General features: G+C 68.2%; 21 protein-coding genes. 9 read left to right on the top strand and 12 right to left on the bottom strand.

Translation table 11 applies throughout. The features are described from left to right. Positions 1 to 116: 116 nt before the first annotated feature. The 6 genes from OHA40_RS16025 to OHA40_RS16050 are packed head-to-tail and all read right to left on the bottom strand — an operon-like array spanning position 117 to position 3,997. Positions 117 to 575 (bottom strand): SRPBCC family protein, encoded by a 459-nt coding sequence (locus OHA40_RS16025; RefSeq protein WP_330233831.1) that lies wholly within the window; start codon positions 573 to 575, stop codon positions 117 to 119. Positions 576 to 609: 34 nt separating this feature from the next. Beyond that, positions 610 to 1,569, bottom strand: coding sequence for a CopD family protein (locus tag OHA40_RS16030; RefSeq protein ID WP_442944012.1), 960 nt, complete (start codon positions 1,567 to 1,569; stop codon positions 610 to 612). Then, the gene (locus OHA40_RS16035; RefSeq protein ID WP_330233832.1) at positions 1,566 to 2,105 is read right to left on the bottom strand and encodes a copper resistance CopC family protein; all 540 of its coding nucleotides are present in this window, start codon (positions 2,103 to 2,105) and stop codon (positions 1,566 to 1,568) included. Before OHA40_RS16035 ends, OHA40_RS16030 begins: the two co-directional genes overlap by 4 nt. Continuing rightward, positions 2,102 to 2,758 carry a YcnI family copper-binding membrane protein gene (locus OHA40_RS16040; protein ID WP_330233833.1) on the bottom strand — a complete coding sequence of 219 codons (657 nt, stop codon included), beginning with the start codon at positions 2,756 to 2,758 and terminating at the stop codon, positions 2,102 to 2,104. Before OHA40_RS16040 ends, OHA40_RS16035 begins: the two co-directional genes overlap by 4 nt. A 40-nt stretch (positions 2,759 to 2,798) precedes the next feature. Next, entirely contained in the window at positions 2,799 to 3,338 is a 540-nt protein-coding gene (locus OHA40_RS16045; protein ID WP_330233834.1) for a hypothetical protein, read from the bottom strand. Between the two features lie 14 nt (positions 3,339 to 3,352). After that, the gene (locus tag OHA40_RS16050) at positions 3,353 to 3,997 is read right to left on the bottom strand and encodes a DUF6474 family protein (protein ID WP_330233835.1); all 645 of its coding nucleotides are present in this window, start codon (positions 3,995 to 3,997) and stop codon (positions 3,353 to 3,355) included. A gap of 214 nt (positions 3,998 to 4,211) precedes the next feature. On the opposite strand from OHA40_RS16050, the gene OHA40_RS16055 reads away from it, so the two are divergent. The 3 genes from OHA40_RS16055 to OHA40_RS16065 all read left to right on the top strand — a co-directional run bounded on the left by OHA40_RS16055 (position 4,212) and on the right by OHA40_RS16065 (position 8,833). Beyond that, positions 4,212 to 5,888 carry a TM0106 family RecB-like putative nuclease gene (locus OHA40_RS16055; protein ID WP_442944051.1) on the top strand — a complete coding sequence of 559 codons (1,677 nt, stop codon included), beginning with the start codon at positions 4,212 to 4,214 and terminating at the stop codon, positions 5,886 to 5,888. Next, the gene (htpG, locus tag OHA40_RS16060) at positions 5,885 to 7,843 is read left to right on the top strand and encodes a molecular chaperone HtpG (protein WP_330233836.1); all 1,959 of its coding nucleotides are present in this window, start codon (positions 5,885 to 5,887) and stop codon (positions 7,841 to 7,843) included. The genes OHA40_RS16055 and htpG overlap by 4 nt, the downstream gene beginning before the upstream one ends. Before the next feature lie 171 nt (positions 7,844 to 8,014). After that, positions 8,015 to 8,833: a class I SAM-dependent methyltransferase gene (locus OHA40_RS16065; RefSeq protein ID WP_330233837.1), complete on the top strand. Its 819-nt coding sequence runs from the start codon at positions 8,015 to 8,017 to the stop codon at positions 8,831 to 8,833. 61 nt (positions 8,834 to 8,894) lie between these two features. Here the strand turns inward: OHA40_RS16065 and OHA40_RS16070 are convergent, their stop codons facing one another. Next, positions 8,895 to 9,662, bottom strand: coding sequence for an SDR family NAD(P)-dependent oxidoreductase (locus OHA40_RS16070; protein ID WP_330233838.1), 768 nt, complete (start codon positions 9,660 to 9,662; stop codon positions 8,895 to 8,897). A gap of 357 nt (positions 9,663 to 10,019) precedes the next feature. Between OHA40_RS16070 and OHA40_RS16075 the strand changes: the two genes are divergently transcribed. Beyond that, positions 10,020 to 10,688, top strand: coding sequence for a TetR/AcrR family transcriptional regulator (locus OHA40_RS16075; protein WP_330233839.1), 669 nt, complete (start codon positions 10,020 to 10,022; stop codon positions 10,686 to 10,688). 34 nt (positions 10,689 to 10,722) lie between these two features. Here the strand turns inward: OHA40_RS16075 and OHA40_RS16080 are convergent, their stop codons facing one another. Beyond that, positions 10,723 to 11,238: a DUF1772 domain-containing protein gene (locus tag OHA40_RS16080; RefSeq protein WP_330233840.1), complete on the bottom strand. Its 516-nt coding sequence runs from the start codon at positions 11,236 to 11,238 to the stop codon at positions 10,723 to 10,725. A gap of 81 nt (positions 11,239 to 11,319) precedes the next feature. Between OHA40_RS16080 and OHA40_RS16085 the strand changes: the two genes are divergently transcribed. Next, complete coding sequence (locus tag OHA40_RS16085; protein ID WP_330233841.1) at positions 11,320 to 11,796, top strand: MarR family winged helix-turn-helix transcriptional regulator; 477 nt, start codon at positions 11,320 to 11,322, stop codon at positions 11,794 to 11,796. Here OHA40_RS16085 and OHA40_RS16090 read toward each other — a convergent pair. The 3 genes from OHA40_RS16090 to OHA40_RS16100 all read right to left on the bottom strand — a co-directional run bounded on the left by OHA40_RS16090 (position 11,741) and on the right by OHA40_RS16100 (position 14,155). Beyond that, on the bottom strand, positions 11,741 to 12,493 hold the full coding sequence (locus tag OHA40_RS16090) for a TMEM165/GDT1 family protein (protein ID WP_330233842.1): 753 nt from the start codon (positions 12,491 to 12,493) through the stop codon (positions 11,741 to 11,743). The two genes, OHA40_RS16085 and OHA40_RS16090, sit on opposite strands and share 56 nt — an antisense overlap. Before the next feature lie 294 nt (positions 12,494 to 12,787). Continuing rightward, positions 12,788 to 13,315, bottom strand: coding sequence for a peptidase (locus OHA40_RS16095; RefSeq protein WP_330233843.1), 528 nt, complete (start codon positions 13,313 to 13,315; stop codon positions 12,788 to 12,790). A 216-nt stretch (positions 13,316 to 13,531) separates the two neighbouring features. Continuing rightward, entirely contained in the window at positions 13,532 to 14,155 is a 624-nt protein-coding gene (locus OHA40_RS16100) for a superoxide dismutase (RefSeq protein WP_330233844.1), read from the bottom strand. Between the two features lie 238 nt (positions 14,156 to 14,393). Here OHA40_RS16100 and msrA point away from each other — a divergent pair, with 238 nt between their 5' ends. Beyond that, positions 14,394 to 15,074, top strand: coding sequence for a peptide-methionine (S)-S-oxide reductase MsrA (msrA, locus tag OHA40_RS16105; protein ID WP_330233845.1), 681 nt, complete (start codon positions 14,394 to 14,396; stop codon positions 15,072 to 15,074). Positions 15,075 to 15,150: 76 nt separating this feature from the next. Here msrA and OHA40_RS16110 read toward each other — a convergent pair whose 3' ends face one another. Next, positions 15,151 to 15,762 carry a hypothetical protein gene (locus OHA40_RS16110; RefSeq protein WP_330233846.1) on the bottom strand — a complete coding sequence of 204 codons (612 nt, stop codon included), beginning with the start codon at positions 15,760 to 15,762 and terminating at the stop codon, positions 15,151 to 15,153. A gap of 514 nt (positions 15,763 to 16,276) precedes the next feature. On the opposite strand from OHA40_RS16110, the gene OHA40_RS16115 reads away from it, so the two are divergent. The 3 genes from OHA40_RS16115 to OHA40_RS16125 all read left to right on the top strand — a co-directional run bounded on the left by OHA40_RS16115 (position 16,277) and on the right by OHA40_RS16125 (position 18,478). Continuing rightward, positions 16,277 to 16,648, top strand: a complete 372-nt coding sequence (locus OHA40_RS16115; protein WP_442944013.1) for a rhodanese-like domain-containing protein — start codon at positions 16,277 to 16,279, stop codon at positions 16,646 to 16,648. Positions 16,649 to 16,757: 109 nt separating this feature from the next. After that, the gene (locus OHA40_RS16120; protein ID WP_330233847.1) at positions 16,758 to 17,714 is read left to right on the top strand and encodes a DUF4328 domain-containing protein; all 957 of its coding nucleotides are present in this window, start codon (positions 16,758 to 16,760) and stop codon (positions 17,712 to 17,714) included. Further along, on the top strand, positions 17,711 to 18,478 hold the full coding sequence (locus OHA40_RS16125; RefSeq protein ID WP_330233848.1) for a glycerophosphodiester phosphodiesterase: 768 nt from the start codon (positions 17,711 to 17,713) through the stop codon (positions 18,476 to 18,478). The genes OHA40_RS16120 and OHA40_RS16125 overlap by 4 nt, the downstream gene beginning before the upstream one ends. Positions 18,479 to 18,879: the final 401 nt, after the last annotated feature.

Consider the following 18,879-nt stretch of genomic DNA (forward strand, 5'->3'; position numbering starts at 1 on the left):
CATCCCGACCCGGGTGTCTCGCGTGCAACCCGGCCCACCCGAGTCAGCCGACTCCACGACCAACTCGTCCATGCGTCACATGGCGAGCCGCAAAAGGGAGGTGGGACAGCTCCGAATCAAGCAGTGCGCGCGACGTGGAAGGCCGCGATCTGCGTGACGAGGTTGTGTGTGGTGTGCTGTACGGCGATCTTCACGAACGGCTCGATGGTCTTGCCCAGCGCCCGCCCGGCCAACCCGCCCGGCACCCGGTAGTCCACGATCGCGTCGACCGTGCACAAAGCGTCGCCCTTGGCGTGGAACAAGAAGGTGGATTCGATCTCGAAACCCTTGATGGACTTCACGCCGATGGCGTAGCCCTGCTCCCAACGGATCACCTCGATCCGCGACTTCAGCGCGGCGGGTCCCAGCTTCATGTGTCCGTCGAAGGTGGCGCCGACACCTTCGGTCTGCTCGCCGACCGGCGTGAAGGATTGGACGCCGTGCAGGAAGCGCGGCAGATTCTGGTAGTCGTTCACATACGCGAACGCGGACTCCGCCGAGGCCACACAATCCTCGACGATCTTCACTTCGGTCATGGGGAAACACTAACCGGGGCAGGGCGACACCGATTCATGCGGTGACCGCGAGCGCCGCGGCCAGCCCGAATGCCAGCGCCATCACGACCACCTCGGCGACCGCCCGGCGCAGCGAGGCCTCCGCGCCCATCCGGTGGTCGGCCGCCCGTGGCACCCAGCTGCGCCGCCACCACCACCCGAGCGCGAGCAGTCCGAGCAGCACCACGGTCTTGGCGAGCAGGATCCTGCCGTAGCCGGTCGTGACGAAAGGACCGATCCCGCCGACGCGGACCAGGCCGTTCAGCAATCCGGTCATCCCCACTGTCACCACCAGCGGCAGCGCGACCGCCGAATAGCGCGGCAGTACGACCGCCCACTCGCCACGGGTCCGCACCACCAGTGCCAGCGCGATCAGCACACCGAACCAGGCGGCCGCCGCCAACGCGTGCACCGCCGCGAGCACCGAGCCGAACGCCTGCTGCGACATGTGCCCGGTGATCGGGCGCAACGCCAACGCGACCGCCGCGAACACCAGGACCAGGTCGGTCGAGGCGGACCGAGGCCGTCGGAAGGCCAGCGCCGACCCGCCCGCCACCGCACCGACGCCGATCAGGATCGCGATACCGACCTGCCCGCCGCTGACGTCGACGAGGTAGGTGCCGAACTCCGCGGCGCCCAGGTCGGCCACCGGAACGCCGACCACGTCCGCCGCCTCGAAGACCAACACGGCGAACTCGGCGATCGCCCAAACCCCGGCGAGGACCGCGAGCAATCGCCAGGGTGTCCGCAGCCGCGGCGCCACCCTCGGCAGCGCGGCCAACCCGAGCGCGGTCGCACCGACGCCGTCGGCTACCACGCGGACCACGGCCTCGGCGGGTAGCGGCCCTGGCAGGATCAGCACCCAGGCGAGCGCTACGCCGAGCAGCCCAGACGGAACGGCCAGCAGCAGCGCAGGCCAGGGCACCCGGCCAGCTGGCCGCCGGGCGCCCCGGCCGCCGGTCTTCGCGTCGTTCACCGCTTCGGGCCGCGGCTCCTGCCGCCGAACAACGCGAATGCGAGCCCGCCGCCGAAGAGCACGATCGCGCCGACGATGAACACCCACAGCGGAACCCCGCCCGAGTCGTCCGTGCTCTCGCTCGCCTTCGCGTTGGGCTTGGGCCCGGGCGTGCCGTTGCCGGGCTTGCTGAGCGTGAAGTGCCGTTTGCCGCTGACCGGGTGGCCGTCGGCCGAGGTCACCCGGTAGGCGATGGTGTACTCGCCGACCGGCCCCAGCTCGCCGAGGGCGACGCCGACCGTCCTGCCCTCGACCACCGGATCGCCCTTGGACCAGAGGTTGCCGTCCGGGCCGACGACGGTGAGCGAAGGGAAGCTGGGTTGCAGGTCTTCGTTGAACGTGACGCTGGCCCGCGCCGGTCCGGTGTCGACGGTCGCGTTGTCCTCCGGAACGCTGCCGGTGGCCGCGGAGTGCGCGGTGGCGACTCCCGTTGCGGCGATACCGAATCCGAGCAGGAACAGGCCCGCCACAACGGCGGTGAGCAGACGGCGGGTCATGAGCGCCGCCCCCGAATCACATTGCCGAGACCCAGCGCGACGCCGAGCACGCCGAGCGCGAGGCCGATCCCGCCCAGCCAGCGGGCGGTGTCGTCGGCGTGGTCCGCGTCGTCGTCCGCGGCCTCGCTGCCCACCTTGTGCCCGTCTACCGCGTTCGCTTCCCCGGTCAGGGTGATCGACGGCGCCGGGTGTTCGGGCTCGTCGCCGTCCTTGCCGACCGGCTGATCCCAGCTGACCACCTTGCCGTCGGAGTAGGTCTGCTCGGCCGGGAAGCTGACCGAATCCTGCTTGGGCAGCGGGCCGACCGACACCGCGAACCGTTGGAATTGACCAGGTGGAATGCCGGGCGCATCGGGGGCAGCGGTCCAGGTGATCGCGGTGACCTCGGACTTGTCGTTGCGTTCGACCCTGGCCGACCAGCCCGCGATGGGCTCGGTCCGAGCGGATTTCAGATTGGGCAGGGTGACGGTGAGCGCCGTGGTGCTCGCGGTGTCGGATTCGGTGGGCACCCGGAAGGTGGCGACGGCGTATCCGCCCGGTGTCGCCCCGGGCGCGTCCACCGTGACATGTGCCGCGGCGGAGCCGCAGGCGAGCAGGACGAGTCCTGCCGCGGCGGCCGTCGTGCCGACGGCGCGCGAAATCGAGCTGTGCATGCTGAAGCCTTCTGTCTGAAGGGAAGTGGGTGTCGAGGAGTCAGGCCGGCACGGGTGGGGCGCGAGGACCGATCGCGCCGTTCGGCGCACAGCGATAGGGCGGAAGACCGGGATCCGGCCATTGCGGCGCGCCGACGATCCGCGACGTCCGCGGTCGAGCGAGTATCGCGCGCAGTGCACCGGAGGCGACGGCGTGCAGCCGCTCGGCGAGCACGATCAGGACCGCGCAACCGAGCGTCGCGACGGCGTGCGCGAACAGCATCCACCCGGCGGGCAGTATGGAAAGCGTTGTGGCGCCGCCGGTTCCGCGCCCGGTGTGGTCGTGCCCGAGCGGACCCGACAGGGCGGCGTGGCTCGCCAGCTGACCTGCCCCCAGCAACCCGAGGACGACGGGACCCGGACGCACCGGCACCGCGCCCGCGGCCGACCCCATCACTGTGGCGATCAGCAACAGCAGCGTCAGCTCGGTGGAATCGGGAATACCGCCGCCCGCGGCCCCATGCGCTGCGACGGCGAGCGTGGCGACGAGCGCACCGACCAGGCCACCGCGCAGGCGGCCGGCGATCGGGTGCGGGGACATCGGGACGGTGCGGCTCAGCGCACGCCGAGCCGGGCCAGGATGTCGGACTCGATCCCGGACAACTCGTGGGTGATCGACGTGTGCACGGCGCGGCGTCGATGGGCGGGCATCTGGTCGGCGGTGCGCACGGCGGCGGTCAGGCTGCCGAGACGGTCCTTGGTGGCGGCGGCGAACTTCTGCGTCTCGCCCTTGTCCTTGCCATCCTGCGTGCCGACCTGCTCCAGCGCCGCTTCCGCATTCGCGATCCTGGCCTGGAGCTTCCCGCCGTGACCGGTGAAGTCGCCGAGCTGGTCGATGCCGACGCCGAGCTGCTGGGCGCGGCGGCTGTCGAGCCGACCGCGCAGGAACGTCGCGCCACGGTAGGCGAGCGGGGCGAGGACCGGGATGAGCACGCGGGCCACACCGAGGTACTTCTTGACCTGACTCGCGGTGAACGGATCACGCTCGGCCTTGGCCGCCAGTTTCAGCGCGGCCTTCTCCTCCGCTTGGAGCGTGGCGATCTGTGCCTCGGCGACCTTTCGCTGGGTGCGCGCCTCGGCACGGCGGGCCTTGCGGTCGTTCCTGGCGGCCAGCTTGGCCTCGATCGTGGCCTTGTGCTTGAGGGCTTTCGCCTCGGCCCTGCGGCTCGGCCGCCGTTTGCGCTTCGTGAACAACCCCATCGAAGGCCCTCCGTCATGCTGGTTCGCCATGGCAGTACGACGCCGGGGAAGCCCGTCCGCCCATGTCACACAGTTCGCCGCTACCCTATCGGGTCCATGCTCACGGCTGCGAGGGTATAGACACCTACCGGAGTTGTCGGGGGGAGGGACCATACTGCATAGCGTGGATTCGGACATCGGTGACCAGGATGGTCGCAAGCGCAACGGCACAGCCGTGGATCGGCCCGCCGACGTGTCGACCGCCTTCATCGATGCCAGGGCGCTGATCGGATGCCGCCACCGCCTGCGTCTGGACGCGGCACATCCCGAAGCGCTGGCGGGAATCTCCGAGGACGCGGGCGTGCGCCAGCGCAGGGATGCCGCGGCAACGCACCGCAGGCGGGTGCGCGACGCGCTGATCGAGGCGGCCCCCGAAGCGTGGGTGGTGATCGATCCGCACCTGCGCGCCGCCGAGCGGGCCGAAGCGACGATGCGCGCGTGTGCGGCAGGGGCGCAACGCATCTGGGGCGGGCTCCTGCCGCAGGAGCCGGAAACGGGTCGGCGCGGCGGCGCGGAGATCCTGCTGCGTGACGAGGACCGCGGCGGATACATACCGGTCATCGTGGTGAACCACAAAGTGACCGATCCGCGCCAACCGGAACCGGCCGACTTCCACCCCACCACCACGGACCCGTATCACTGGAATCCGCAGCCGGATCCGTACCGCAAACTACGTCAGCAGCCCCGCGACCAGCAGCGGCTCGCCCACCTGCACCGAATGCTGCAGCGCCACGGCCTGGCCAGTCCCGCAGTGGTCGGTGGCGTGATCGGCTTCGACTTCGACCGCATCCTGGTGCACGACCTCGCCCCGCTGCTGGCCGACTACGACCGGCGTTACGCCGACCGGATCGCGGTGGTGCGCGGCAAGCTGCCGACCGTGCCGTCCAAGGTGCCCGAGTGCAGGCAGTGCCCGTGGTGGACGCGGGGCATCGAGGGGCCGAGCTGCGAGGGCTGGCTGATCGAGCGCCGCGACGTCAGCTTGGTGGCGCCCGGATCCCGCGCCGAGGTGCTGCGCGGGCACGGCGTCGAGACGATCGACGAGCTGGCCGCCTGGATCGGCGACGATCCCGAGGACTGGCAGCACGGTCCGTTCGACGAGGCTGTGGTCACGGCGCGGGCCTGGATCGCCGGTGCGCCGCTGGTGCGCCGGGTCGAGCCGGTGCGGGTCCGGCGGGCGGACGTGGAGGTCGACGTCGACCTGGAAAGCTTCCAAGAGCACGGCGCCTACCTGTGGGGCACGCTGCTGGACGGCGTGTACCGCCCGTTCGTGACCTGGGACCCGCTGCCGACCGAGGACGAGGGCCGCTCCTTCGGCGAGTTCTGGACCTGGCTGATGACCGTGCGCGCCGAGGCGGCCGCGTCCGGGAAGACGTTCGCCGCCTACTGCTATTCGCGCACCGCCGAGGACAAGTGGCTGTACGAGTCGGCGCGCCGATTCGCGGGCAGGCCGGGCGTGCCGACACATGAGCAGGTGCGCGCGTTCGTGGACGGGCCGCAGTGGGTGGACATGTTCCAGGCCGTGTCCGACCAGTTCATCTGCCCGAACGGCAAGGGACTGAAGAAGATCGCACCCGTCGCCGGATTCGCCTGGCGCGATCCCGAGGCGGGCGGGGAGGCGTCGATGAGCTGGTATCGACTCGCGGTCGGCTACGACGGCGCGCCACCCGACCCGACCCAGCGCACCCGGTTGCTGGAGTACAACGAGGACGACGTCCGCGCCACCCAGGTGTTGCGCGAGTGGATGACGACCCGCGCCGACCTCGAGGTTCCTGGCCTGACCGATTTCCGGCACGCGTCCTCGGTACCTCCTTCGGCCCCGTCGCTCGGCAGCGGCGGTACCATCGCGACGTGACAGAGCACGTCGAAAAACTCGAGTTCCAGGCAGAGACACATCAGCTGCTCGAGCTGATGATCCATTCGGTCTACTCCAACAAGGACACCTTCCTGCGGGAGCTGATCTCGAACTCCTCCGACGCGCTGGACAAGCTGCGGCTGGAGTCCTTCCGGAACAAAGATCTGCACGTCGACACGTCGGACCTGCACGTCGAGCTGGAGGTCGACAAGGACAACCGGATCCTGACCGTCCGGGACAACGGCATCGGCATGTCGCGCGCCGAGGTGGTCGACCTGATCGGCACCCTCGCCAAGTCCGGTACCGCCGAGCTGCGCAAGCAGCTGAACGAGGCCAAGTCCGAGGCGGCGGCCGAGGAGTTGATCGGCCAGTTCGGCATCGGCTTCTACTCCACCTTCATGGTCGCCGACAAGGTCACGCTGACCACCCGCCATGCCGGCGAGACCACCGGCACCCGGTGGGAGTCGACCGCGGGCAGCTCCACCTACACGATCGAAGAACTGGACGAGATCCCGCAGGGCACGTCGGTCGCGCTCCACCTCAAGCCGGTCGACGAGGAGGACCACCTCTTCGACTACACCCAGGACTGGAAGCTGCGGGAGATCGTCAAGAAGTACTCCGACTTCATCGCCTGGCCGATCCGCATGCAGGTCGAGCGGACGGTCACCGAGGGTGAGGGCGAGGACGCCGAGGAGAAGACGGTCCTCGAGGACCAGACGATCAACTCTATGAAGGCGCTGTGGACCCGCCCCAAGAGCGAGGTCAGCGACGAGGAGTACAAGGAGTTCTACAAGCACGTCAGCCATGGCTGGGACGATCCGCTGGAGATCATTCCGCTCAAGGCCGAGGGCACCTTCGAATACCAGGCGCTGCTGTTCATCCCGTCGCACGCGCCGTTCGACCTGTTCGCCCGCGAGCACAAGCGCGGTGTGCAGCTCTACGTCAAGCGGGTGTTCATCATGGACAACTGCGAAGAGCTGATGCCGGAATACCTGCGCTTCGTCAAGGGCGTAGTGGACGCGCAGGACCTCTCGCTCAACGTCTCCCGGGAGATCCTGCAGCAGGATCGGCAGATCCAGATGATCCGCAAGCGCCTGGTGAAGAAGGTGCTGTCCACGGTGAAGGATCTGCAGGGCGCCGAGGACCAGACCGAGTACCAGACCTTCTGGACGGAATTCGGCCGCGTCCTCAAGGAGGGCCTGCTCTCGGACTTCGACAACCGCGAGACCATCCTGCAGGTCTCCTCGTTCGCCTCGACGAACTCCGAGTCCGAGCTGACCACGCTCGCCCAGTACGTGGAGCGGATGCCCGAAGGCCAGGACACGATCTACTACATGACCGGCGAGACCCGCCAGCAGGTCGAGAGCTCCCCGCATTTGGAGGCGTTCCTGGCCAAGGGCCGCGAGGTGCTGATCCTGACCGATCCGGTCGACGAGATGTGGGTCGGCTCGGTGCCCGACTTCGACGGCAAGCCGTTGCAGTCCATCGCCAAGGGCGAGGTCGACCTGGAGAGCGAAGAGGAGAAGAAGGCCTCCGAGGCGCTGCGCGAGCAGCAGGACAAGGACTTCGCCGACGTGCTGGCCTGGCTGGGCAAGACGCTGGAGGAGAGCGTCAAGGAAGTCCGCCTGACCAACCGGCTCACCACTTCCCCGGCCTGCCTGGTCGGTGACGTGTTCGACTTCACGCCGATGCTGGAGCGGATGTACCGCGCGTCGGGTCAGGCGTTGCCGGAGAGCAAGCGGATTCTGGAGCTCAATCCGACCCACCCCCTGGTCACCGGGCTGCGCGAGGCGTACGCGGCGACGCGGGAGGAGGCCGACGCGGGCACCGCGACCGAGCTGTCCGAAACCGCCGAGCTGCTCTTCGGTACGGCGGTGCTGGCCGAGGGCGGCGAGCTGAAGGATCCGGCGCACTTCGCCCACATCCTCTCCGACCGGCTCACCCGCACGCTGTGAACCGTCCGCGACCGGAGGGCCGTAATGTCCTCCGGTCGCGGCTGTTCCGCTGGACGCTGTTTCGGCCATTTCGCGGTTACTGAGACTGCCGAGATGGCATATTCGCAGGACTGGGGAGTTCCTCCCGGTGTGGCGCGGTTAGATGGGGATGGCTGAAAGGATCGTCCGAACATGTCCGCAAACCCGCTCGCCGTCGCCGAGCCGTGGGATCTCGTCGCCGACGGATATGCCGAGTTCGCGCCCGCCATCATGCGGCCGTTCTCGGCCCGGGCGCTCGAATTCGCCGCCCTGTCGCCTGCGTCGCAGGTCGTGGACGTCGCGGCGGGGCCGGGCACACTCAGCCTGCTGGCAGCCGAACACGTGGCGCTGGTCGAGGCGATCGATTTCTCCGAGCCGATGATCGCGCGGTTGGCGCAGGACGCCGCGGCCAGCGGGCTGACCAATATCCGGGCGCGGGTCGGCGACGGGCAGGACCTGCCGTTCGAGTCCGATCGGTTCGACGCCGGGTTCTCGATGTTCGGGCTGATGTTCTTCCCCGAGCGCGCCAGAGGGTTCGCCGAGTTGTTCCGGGTGTTGCGGCCGGGCGGCACGGCGGTGGTGTCGAGCTGGGCGCCGGTCGCGGACTCGCCGCTGATGCGGATGATGTTCGGCGCCCTGGCCGCGGCCGACCCGGACATCCAGGAGCCGCAGCCGAATTTCCTGAGCTTGGAGAACCCGGAGGTCTTCGAATCGGAGATGCGTGGTGCGGGCTTCGAAGCCGTGTCGATCCAGCGGCATTCGATCGCGCTCCCCTTCGACAGTCCGGCGCAGATGTGGGAGACCATGGTGCGCAGCAGCGCGCCGCTGGAACTCATGCGCCACAGCGTCAGCGCGGAGGTCTGGGCCGAACGCGCCGCGGTCATGCAGGCGTTTCTCGCGGAGAAGTACCGGCCGAACTATCCGCTGTCCACCACCGCGTACCTCGGCATCGGGCACAAGCCACAGCGATGACGACGGCCGCGCGCGGCTCGTCCGAAGAGGAACCGCGCGCTGCCGGACTATCGAAGCGGCATTACCGCGGGGCCATGCGCAGTGCGCCGTCCATGCGGATGGTCTCGCCGTTCAGGTAGTCGTGCTCGACGATGTACTGCGACAGCTGCGCGTACTCGTCCGGACGGCCGAGGCGGGATGGGAAGGGCACGCCCGCCTCCAGGCCCTTGCGGTACTCCTCGGTGACGCCGGCCAGCATCGGGGTGTCGATAATGCCGGGGGCGATCGTGTTCACCCGGATGCCGAATTGGGCCAGGTCGCGCGCGGCCGGAACGGTCATGCCGTGTACGCCGCCCTTGGACGCCGAGTAGGCGATCTGGCCGATCTGGCCCTCGAACGCGGCGACGGAAGCGGTGTTGATGACGACGCCGCGCTGGCCGTATTCGTCCACGGCCTCGGTCTTGGCGATCGCGTCGGCGGCAAGCCGCATGACGTTGAAGGTACCGAGCAGGTTCACCGTGATGACCGTGCGGAACAGCTCCAAATCGTGCGGGCCGTTCTTGGACAGGATGCGTCCGGCCCAGCCGACACCGGCGCAGTTGACCACGATGCGCAGCGGCGCGCCCGACTCGACGACCTGCTCGACGGCAGCGGCGACCTCGTCGTTACTGGTTACATCGGCCGCGATGAGGGTGACCCCGGCAGGTACGTTGTCGCCGGCGCGCTCGATCGACTGCGGCACATCAAGTCCGAAGACGGTGGCGCCGAGTTCGGCGAAACGCTTGGCGGTGGCGGCGCCGAGGCCCGATGCGCCCCCGGTGACAATGGCGGCGGAACCCGAAATCTCCACGATGGTCCTCTCGTTCGTGACAGCCAGTTGGCCCTTCGTCAATTGCACCCTAATAGGCGCAGCCGGACGCAGCCCGCCCGCGGCCCGCGCCGGGCCGAGCGGAGGCTGAGGCAGTCGCAGAACCGGTGCTCAGCGAGCGGGCCGCACGGCTCCCTCGGTGCTCGACCCGGTGGGCTCTTTGCGAACGAGGATGTTCCCCGGTGGTAGCGTCACCACCGACGAACTGTTCGCCAGCACGGCGTATGGCGGGGCGCGCACGCTCTCCCGACCAGGTGGGCACCCTGTCCTGCGGGTCACCCGAAACGACCACGCAAAATGGAGCAGCTAAGTCAGCTCAACCGAATACCGGAGTCACGTATGACCGAATCGGCCATCAGCGCACGCCTTCCGCGCGGTAGGCACGGCCTGCCGCGGGAGCAGGTGATCGCCTCGCAACGTGAGCGGATTTTGATCGCGACAGCGGAGGCCATGGCCGAAGGCGGTTATATCGGAACGTCGGTCGCGGCGATCCTGAAGCGGGCCGGGGTATCCCGGGAAACCTTCTACGAGCAATTTCGCTCCAAGGAGGACTGTTTCGAGGCGGCCTACGAGCGCGCCGTGCGGCTGCTGCTCGACCGGATCGCCGACGCCACTGGGGCAGAAGAGGTTTCGGTCGTGAGAGGAGACACGGACCCCATGGCGCGGATGGACCGGATCTTCCGCGCCTACCTCCAGCACTTGGTGGACGACCCGGCCAGCGCGCGACTGTTCCTGGTCGAGGTCTTCGCGGTGGGATCCGCAGCAATCGCGCGCCGTGCCCAGCTGCAGGAGCTGTTCGTCGGTCTGATCGTCGACGTGCTCGACGCGCGGACCGAACAGCAGCGTTTCGCCTGCCAGACCCTGGCCGCCGCGGTGGGGTCGATGGTCACCGCTCGAATCGCGGCCGGTGACTCGGACGGTCTGCTCGCCCTGCGGGAACCACTGCTGGATCTGGTGCGTCGAGGTGGCGGCTTGTACGGGTGTGCGGTGGTGGACCATGCGCCCTGACAGAGTCCGTCCGGACCCCGTCAGGGCGCAATGATCAGGCGAGCACTCCGGCGGGGGCCGGATGATCCGCGCGGGCGGCCGACAGCGACAGTGCGCGCAATGCGCACAGCCAGCCGATGCCGCCGAGCGCCATGCGCGGGTAGTTCAGCGCAGTCCAGAGCTCGACGAACGACTCCACGCGATCGGGTGTCCATTCGGCGCCTCCGGACTGGAACAGCAGCATCTGGGTCGCGAAGTAGCCGTAGGTTGTCACGGAGTAGCAGGTCATGATCGCGGCGCCCGCGATCCACCAGCGCCGGAAGGGGCCGGGTGTGCGCCACGCGACGAACAGATTGATCAGCGACAGGAGTGTGACCACAGGTGATACGAACGGCCAGAAGGCTCGCCCGGCCCGTTTGAAGCCGGATTCCTCCATAGCGGTGAGTACCTGGTCGGGCGGGGCGCTCTCCCACAGCGGGATGATGCCGAGCTTCTCATACCATCCCGCACCGAACTGGATGCCGACGAAGATCACAAGCAGCCACAGCGGAATCGCGCGCTTCGATGTCATGTTCCGAACTCCTAACGTCCTCAACTATTCTCTGTTTCAGAGACTCTCTATTACAGAGAGAATAGAAAGGAGCCCGGTGCGGTGACATCAGGGAAAACCCGGAGCGCGGCCCTGACTTCGTTGCAGAACGAGCTTCGGGTCCAAGCAACCCGCACCGTCATGTTCCACTCGGCTGTGGCGGCGCGCCTCGGGATCACGCTGACCGATCTCAGCTGTCTCAATGTCCTGGGCATCGATGGCCCGCAGACCCCTGGCAGCTTGGCTGCTCGGCTCGGGATCACCCGCGGCGGCGCGGTGACCGCGTTGATCGACCGGCTGGAACGCGCAGGCTATGTCCGACGAGAGCGTGATCCGCATGACCGGCGTCGCGTGCTCGTCGCGCTCGACGAGGCAAGTGCCGCGGTAGCGGCGCTGTTCTCCGGTCTCGGCGCCGCGATCGGAGCGCATCTCGACGGATACGACACCGCCGAGATCGAACTGCTGGCGCGCTTCGTCGCCCAGCTCAACGAGCGGGTCGGCGAGGCGGCCGGCCAGCTGCGATCGGCGCAGACTCCGTGACGGTCGACGCCCGAGCGGAGGCGGACCGCCGGGCTTCGACAGCTCGCCGAGTCAGCAGCACTCCGAAAGCAGCTGCAGGGGCGGAGAGGGCAACGGCGGCGACGAGCGGTCCTCCCATGGTGGGTACGAGGGTGCCGAGCAGAGTCGCCGCGCCGAAGTAGAGGAACAGCAAGCCCGAGCCGATGCCGATCGCGTGCTCCGGCAGATGCTTGCCGACCAGGATGCCGACCGCGATGGCGAGTGCGTCGGCCGCGACCATTCCGACGGTCGAGCCGAGCCAGACGCCGGCCCAGTCGAAGTCGGCGGCCAGCGCCGCGGTCGCGAACATGGTCCGATCGCCCAATTCGGCCAGCAGGAACGCGGACAGCACCACGAAGAACGGCGCGCTCACGGCCTTGGGCGTCTTGGGCTCCGGGTCCGGGTCCGCGGGGCTGAAGTGCTCGCGCAACGTCCACAGACCGACAGCCAGGAAGATGATCGCGGCGACCAGCGAGATGGCCCGGGTGGGCAGTGCCGCACCGAGGAAATAGCCGACGCCGACCGAGATCAGGTGCACCGCTGCCGTGGCCGTCGCGATGCCGCCGAGCACCACCCACCAGCGATAGCGCAGCGCGAACGCCAATGCCATCAGCTGGGATTTGTCACCGAGCTCGGCGAGAAAGACGATGCCGATGCTCAGCAATACGGTGGCGATCATGTGTAGCTGCTCCAAAGTCTCCGGCCTGCCGGTCGGAGTTACGGGTCGCCTCCGGCCGACAACGAGCTGGTTGTCCGGGCCGAAGGTCTCGCCCACCGGATCGATGCCGGTTCACGCAGCCGGACCAGGGCGCACTTGGGGCGGCGGGTCAGTATGTCGACTGCGCAATTGGGGGCTACTCCCCTTCGCTGCTCCCGACTCTACCGCGCCGGATTCGTCATGCCAAATTGCTGTAGTCGAAATCGCAATGCGCACAATAAGTTTGGCGATCCACGCGAGGAATTTCGGTTACCCTCACGCGGCCAGCAGCATAGCCAGAACCGCGGTGTCGGGATCGCTGATCGGGTCGAGGCCGACCCGGCTGACCAGCGACGTGACCGTGCCGTCGGACTCCGCCTCGGCCCAGGCGGCGCGGTGCTCCAGCCCCAGATGCGGCACGCCGGGCAGCAGGACGCAGCCGGAGGCCGCGCCCGTGCATTCGGGCAGCGAAGGGAGGGTTTCGGACGGGGGATGCAGCATCAGCAGGGCGGGCGGCACATGTGTGGCAAACCGGCCCGGTTGTACGGCTTCGTCGCCGAGCACGGGACCTTCGGCCAGCACCAGGCCGACCGTTCCGGGGGCGGGGTCGTCGGGCAGTTCCTCGCGCACACCGAACACCGTCGAGGTCGTCAGTAGCCCGGGAAGCGTGGCCACACGTACCGCGAGCACGAGCACTTGGGCCCATTCCTTGGTGGTGTCCGGCCAGCGGCCGGAGATGACGAAGCCCCGCAGCGACCCACGCGAGTGGAACGGCGTGATGCCGATGGGTTCGTTCGTGCGCATTTCTGCCTCCCGTGATGAAACCGGGGCGGCCTTGCCCGTCCTTTTCGGTGGATTCCCGAATATGAACCACGAGTCACCTGGCACACAAGTACCAAAGAGTGCCAATCGGGCGGTGTTCGGCAAAGCGCCCGCTTCGGCTACGAAACAGAAGGGTCCGCGAACCCGAGCCGCGTGGCGCGACGGATTCGCGGACCCTACCGGTGTGCCGGGGCAGGCTCAGCCGAAGATGAGGCCCTTGGCCTGAGAGGTCGCCTTGGCGAACCGCTCCTGCACGTCGGCCCAGTTGACGACGTTCCAGAACGCGGTGACGTAGTCCGCCTTGACGTTCTTGTACTGCAGGTAGAAGGCGTGCTCCCACATGTCGACCTGCAGCAGCGGGATGATGCCGAGCGGGACGTTGGCCTGCTGGTCGTAGAGCTGGAAGGTCAGCAGCTTCTGCCCGAGGGTGTCGAAGCCGAGCACCGCCCAGCCCGAGCCCTGCAGACCGTTGGCCGCCGCGGTGAACTGCGCGCGGAACTTGTCGAACGAGCCGAACTGGTCGTCGATCGCCGCGGCCAGCTCGCCGACCGGCTTGTCACCGCCGTTGGGGGAGAGGTTCTTCCACCAGATGGTGTGGTTGACGTGCCCACCGAGGTGGAACGCGAGGTTCTTCTCGTAGAGGAAAATGGCGCTGTGGTCGCCGCTTTCGCGGGCCGCTTCCAGCTTCTCCAATGCGGTGTTCGCACCGGCGACGTAGGCGGCGTGGTGCTTGGAATGATGAAGCTCGTTGATCTGCCCGGAGATGTGGGGCTCCAGGGCGCTGTAGTCGTAATCCAGATCTGGCAGCGTGTACTCAGCCACGATGTCCCTTCCTATGTCGGGCTGGTTGTGCCCGTTGTTCCGAGCACAGCCAACCATCATTCGTACACCCGGTCGATTCCAACTTGGGCTGATGCCCGCGCATTCCGGTGTCGCCGCGCAAACTGCACACCGAACCCATCGATGCAGGCGCGGCAACTGCCGGCCGCCATCGGGCGGGTCGCGCACCGTCACATCACGAACATCGGCCCCACTGGAAACGCACGCGTAGCATCGAACCATGTCGTGGTACGACGAACTAGTGGGACGCCTCAGCCTCCCCGAACCCGCCATGGTCACTCCGGAACAGGCCCTGCCCGGCCGGGCAGAGCCGCTCCTGGTGCCGGATACCCACTACGTGAACGGTCACCCGATCCAGCCGCCGTTTCCCGATGGCATGCAGGTCGCGGTGGTCGCGATGGGCTGTTTCTGGGGCGCGGAGAAGGGATTCTGGGAAATCGACGGGGTCTACACCACTGCGGTCGGCTACGTCGGCGGGCACACGCCGAATCCCACTTATGAAGAGGTGTGCAGCGGGCGGACGGGCCACACCGAGTCCGTACTCGTCGTGTTCGACCCCGCGGTAATCGATTACGCGGGCGTCCTCGGGCAGTTCTGGGAGAACCACGATCCCACCCAGGGCATGCGTCAGGGCAACGACCGTGGCACCCAGTACCGTTCGGCCATCTTCACGCTCGACGCCGAACAAGCCGATCTCGCTCGCGCGACCGCGGAGACCTACGGCAAGCGTTTGGCCGCGGCCGGATACGGCGAGATCACCACAGAGATCGCGGCACTGCCCGGACTGTCGGCCTTCTACTACGCCGAGGGCTACCACCAGCAGTACCTGGCGAAGAACCCGGGCGGATACTGCCCGGTGCATGCCACCGGCGTGAGCTGCCCCGTGGGCCCGGGCGACTGAGCGAGTCCGGCTGAAAGGAGGAACCGCACATCCGTTACCGGATGTGCGGTTCGACGTTCAATCTGGCATAGGCGGGTTACAGCGGTGGAGCGATGCCGGGGCGGGTTGCCCGCGGGTCGCCCGCATCGTGTGCCTCCCACCAGCGGACTCCGTCCGCGATGAAATCCGCCAGCGAGATCTGCTTGCCCTGCGTGTCGTACACCGTGATGCCGTCGAACCACACCCGGACGTCCAGCTCGCGCGGGTCGATGCCCTCTTCCTGGGAGAACTCCAGAACGTGCGCGGATTTGTGGTCGTCGATCCGGGTATCGAAGCTGAGCAGCTCACTCCACAGCGCCCAGCCGCTGTCGTCCAGGTCGATGAATTCCCAGCCGTGCAGCCGCCCGCCGCCGAAGCTGCGGATGGCCTCGTCCAGGCCGTCCAGTTGCAGCGGCAGCACCCGGGGCTCCACATCGTCCCAGTGCTGCGTCCGCAGTGACGCGGCGACCCGGCTCACGCCGGTGAATGTCAGTTGCACCCGGTAGTCCTCGGCTGCCGTGCCGTGCTCGCGAAGTGTCAGCACTTCGAGGTCGAGTCGTAGCTGATTGGCCGCCTCGTCCACCGCGAGGCCGAGGCACGTGGCCTCGGACAGCGCGACGTTGAGGCCGGCGGTGTCCATTCCGTCGAGTAGCCCCCTGCTCACGTTCATAAGCCCAGGCTACCGACCGCCGCCGCCGGAACCCGGTATTTCGGCGGCGTTCTCGTTTTTCATGGAACCGAATGCGCCCCGGTCCCGTCCAAGTAGATATCGGAGCCTCTTCGGCCGCAGGTTCCGAGGTCGGCGACGAATGGCCGCTCCGGGATGGTCAGGAGGGGAGTCCCGGATCGGTCATTCGCATCGCTCGACGTGGGGGAGCTGACCAGGGAGAACGTCCTCAGGGCTCGGTGGTTTCGGGCCGAAAGTATGAAAAACACCGAGTCCGGCCGAGCGAGTGCCCGATAGAGGCACCCTTTCGATGGCGCGTTCTTCCATAGCCGCGGCTTGTGGATCAGCTTGTGGATTATGTGGATAACTTCGACCGAGTTATGCACAACCAGCATGGAGCGGGGCGGCGGTCGAGTTCCGGAGTGGAGAACATACCTGAAGTCGTCGGCTGCTGTCGAGCCTTCTGCCCGGGCACGGAACTGCACGGCACACCGGCCCCCATGGCAGGATCGAATCTGTGACGAGCCCCCACGTTCCGTCGGTCACGGTGGCGGAGGTGCCTGCCGAACTCGACAGCAGTGCGCCCGCCTCGGCCGATACGCCGCGACCGATTCTGCTCGACGTGCGCGAGGATGACGAGTGGCGGCTCGGACACGCGCCGGGTGCGCTCCACATTCCGATGGTCGACGTGCCCGCGCGGATCGATGAGCTGGAACCCGACGCGGACCTGTATGTCGTCTGTCGGCAAGGTGGCCGTTCTCTGCAGGTGGTCGAATATCTGATGCAGATCGGATATGAGGCCATCCAGGTGCACGGCGGCATGGTGGCATGGCAGCAGGCGGGCCGCCCGCTGGTCGCGGAGGGCGACCACGAGGCGAAGATCTACTGACGAAAGAACGAGGTGCGCGGTGAGTACGGTGGTGCAACCTTGTGCGCGCTGCGGCGCGCGCTGGGCCGTGCAAGGGGCGCCGATGCACTGGTGCCCACGCTGTCGCGGCGTGCTCCTCTCGCCCGCGCCGATCGACGCGCCCGCCGACCGCCGTAATTACCGCTGGGTGGCACGTAAGCCCGACCATCGCACCCGGGCGCAGCCGCCCGGCACCCCGCCCGCGGCCGCGCGGACGCCCCGCTATGCGCAGATGCCGCGCTGGGGTCTGATCGACTCGCCGCCGCAGAACGGGGCCGCGCCGCGCCGTCCGCTCGGCAGGCTGACCGATTCGGCGACCAAGCTGCTCGCCGCGACCGCGGCCGTCTTCGTGCTCGCGGCTCTCGCCGAACTGGCTCGCTACGCGGTTCTGTTACGCAACCGGACGCGCCTGATCCACCCCGGCGTGCTGTTCGCCTCGGACGCGCTGGTCGTGCTCGCGGGAGTGTTCGCGCTCGTGTTCGCGCTGCTGGCGGCCATCGGTACGCTCGGAAGGCTGATCGAGATCAGACAGGCGGTTTACGCCGAGGCGGGGCAGCGCGACCCGCGTTCGCCGCGGGTGCTCGCGTTCGGTTGCCTGGTTCCGGTGGTCAACCTGTTGTGGCCGGGGATCTTCCTGACCGAGGTGGCCGCCCTGCGTGGTGACCCGCGGTCGCGGCGCGCGATTCGGATCTGGTGGGCGGCCTGGGTTGTCGGCGGCGGCGTCGCGCTGGCCGCGCTGCTGTGGCGGAATGCCGACTCGTTGCAGGTCAAGGCGGACGGAGTGCTGTTCACCGCGTTCGCCGATGCGATTGCCGCCGTGGTAGCGCTGCTCACCCTGTGGGTGCTGCGCACGATCGATGGACGTGATCTGCTCGGGCGCAGCCGGAGCGCACGCCGCTGGCTGATCGCGGTCGATCCCGCCGTACCGGTGATCGAGCCGGTCCATCCGGGCGGCACGGCCGACTCGGCACCCCAGACGACCGCCGCGCCCGCACACGAGAACAACGGTGCTGGGGACCGTGAGCAGGAGGAGGTTATGGCCAAGTGAGCCAGGGCAATCGCGCGCCATTCGTCGTCGCACATCGAGGCGCCTCGGCGGCGCGTCCCGAACACACACTCGCCGCCTACGAGCTGGCGCTGCAGGAGGGCGCCGATGGCGTCGAATGCGACGTCCGGCTGACCAGGGACGGGCATCTGGTATGCGTGCACGACCGCACGGTCGACCGGACCTCCTCGGGCAGCGGGCTGGTCAGCGAGATGACCCTGGACGAACTGCGGGAGCTCGACTTCGGCGCCGACGGCGCGCCCGCCTCGGTGCTGACCCTCAGCGAGCTGATCAGCCTGGTGCTGGATTGGCGCAGCAGGCCCACCAAGCTGTTCATCGAGACCAAGCATCCGGTCCGCTACGGCGCACTGGTGGAGAACAAGCTGCTGGCCGAGCTCCAGCGATTCGGCATCGCCACCCCCGCCTCGGCCGACCACTCGCGGGCGGTGGTGATGTCCTTCGCGGCCACCGCGGTCTGGCGTATCCGCCGCGCCGCCCCGCTGCTGCCCACCGTTCTGCTCGGCGAATCCTCCCGCTACCTGGGAGGATCCGCCGCGACCACGGTCGGTGCCACCGCGGTAGGCCCCTCGGTGAAGACGCTGCGCGAGCATCCCGAGCTGGTCGACAAGGCGGCCGCCGCTGGACGCGCCACCTACTGCTGGACGGTCGACGAACCCGGCGACATCCAGCTCTGCGCCGACCTCGGCGTCAGCTGGATCGCCACCAATCACCCGGGACGCACCAAGTCGCTGCTCGACGCCGCCTGAACCGGTTGCGCACGGCGACCGGGGCCGGTTAGACCGTCCTCGACGGTGTACGGCGAGACAGGGGAGGCACGGCCCGCTGGTCCGCTGTTGCGCCGTTTACTACAACTGGCCGATGGGTCGGCGATGCAGTCGCCAGTGCAGCAGCGGCGCGCCGGTATCTCCCGTAGACGTCTGGTGCATCGGATTTCGCGCGACGTGTCCAAATGGGCCCCGCTTCGCTTTTCGAGCGCAGCGGGCCCGAGCATTGCCTGTTCGTGGCCCGGCTCGCGTCCGAGTGGCTGTGGGTTGGCGATGCAGTCGTCGGTCCTCCAGCGGCGTGCCTGTTTCACCCGTGGACATCTGGTGCATCGGATTTCGCGCGACGTGTCCAAATGGGCCCCGCTTCGCTTTTCGAGCGCAGC

The organism is Nocardia sp. NBC_00508 (genome assembly GCF_036346875.1).
Taxonomy (GTDB): Bacteria; Actinomycetota; Actinomycetes; order Mycobacteriales; family Mycobacteriaceae; genus Nocardia.

Bases quoted from the DNA above. Each gene is read 5' to 3' on its own strand.
- OHA40_RS16025 (WP_330233831.1), bottom strand. From the start codon at position 575: ATGACCGAAGTGAAGATCGTCGAGGATTGTGTGGCCTCGGCGGAGTCC.
- OHA40_RS16035 (WP_330233832.1), bottom strand. From the start codon at position 2,105: ATGACCCGCCGTCTGCTCACCGCCGTTGTGGCGGGCCTGTTCCTGCTC.
- OHA40_RS16040 (WP_330233833.1), bottom strand. From the start codon at position 2,758: ATGCACAGCTCGATTTCGCGCGCCGTCGGCACGACGGCCGCCGCGGCA.
- OHA40_RS16045 (WP_330233834.1), bottom strand. From the start codon at position 3,338: ATGTCCCCGCACCCGATCGCCGGCCGCCTGCGCGGTGGCCTGGTCGGT.
- OHA40_RS16050 (WP_330233835.1), bottom strand. From the start codon at position 3,997: ATGGGGTTGTTCACGAAGCGCAAACGGCGGCCGAGCCGCAGGGCCGAG.
- OHA40_RS16065 (WP_330233837.1), top strand. From the start codon at position 8,015: ATGTCCGCAAACCCGCTCGCCGTCGCCGAGCCGTGGGATCTCGTCGCC.
- OHA40_RS16075 (WP_330233839.1), top strand. From the start codon at position 10,020: ATGACCGAATCGGCCATCAGCGCACGCCTTCCGCGCGGTAGGCACGGC.
- OHA40_RS16080 (WP_330233840.1), bottom strand. From the start codon at position 11,238: ATGACATCGAAGCGCGCGATTCCGCTGTGGCTGCTTGTGATCTTCGTC.
- OHA40_RS16090 (WP_330233842.1), bottom strand. From the start codon at position 12,493: ATGATCGCCACCGTATTGCTGAGCATCGGCATCGTCTTTCTCGCCGAG.
- OHA40_RS16095 (WP_330233843.1), bottom strand. From the start codon at position 13,315: ATGCGCACGAACGAACCCATCGGCATCACGCCGTTCCACTCGCGTGGG.
- msrA (WP_330233845.1), top strand. From the start codon at position 14,394: ATGTCGTGGTACGACGAACTAGTGGGACGCCTCAGCCTCCCCGAACCC.
- OHA40_RS16110 (WP_330233846.1), bottom strand. From the start codon at position 15,762: ATGAACGTGAGCAGGGGGCTACTCGACGGAATGGACACCGCCGGCCTC.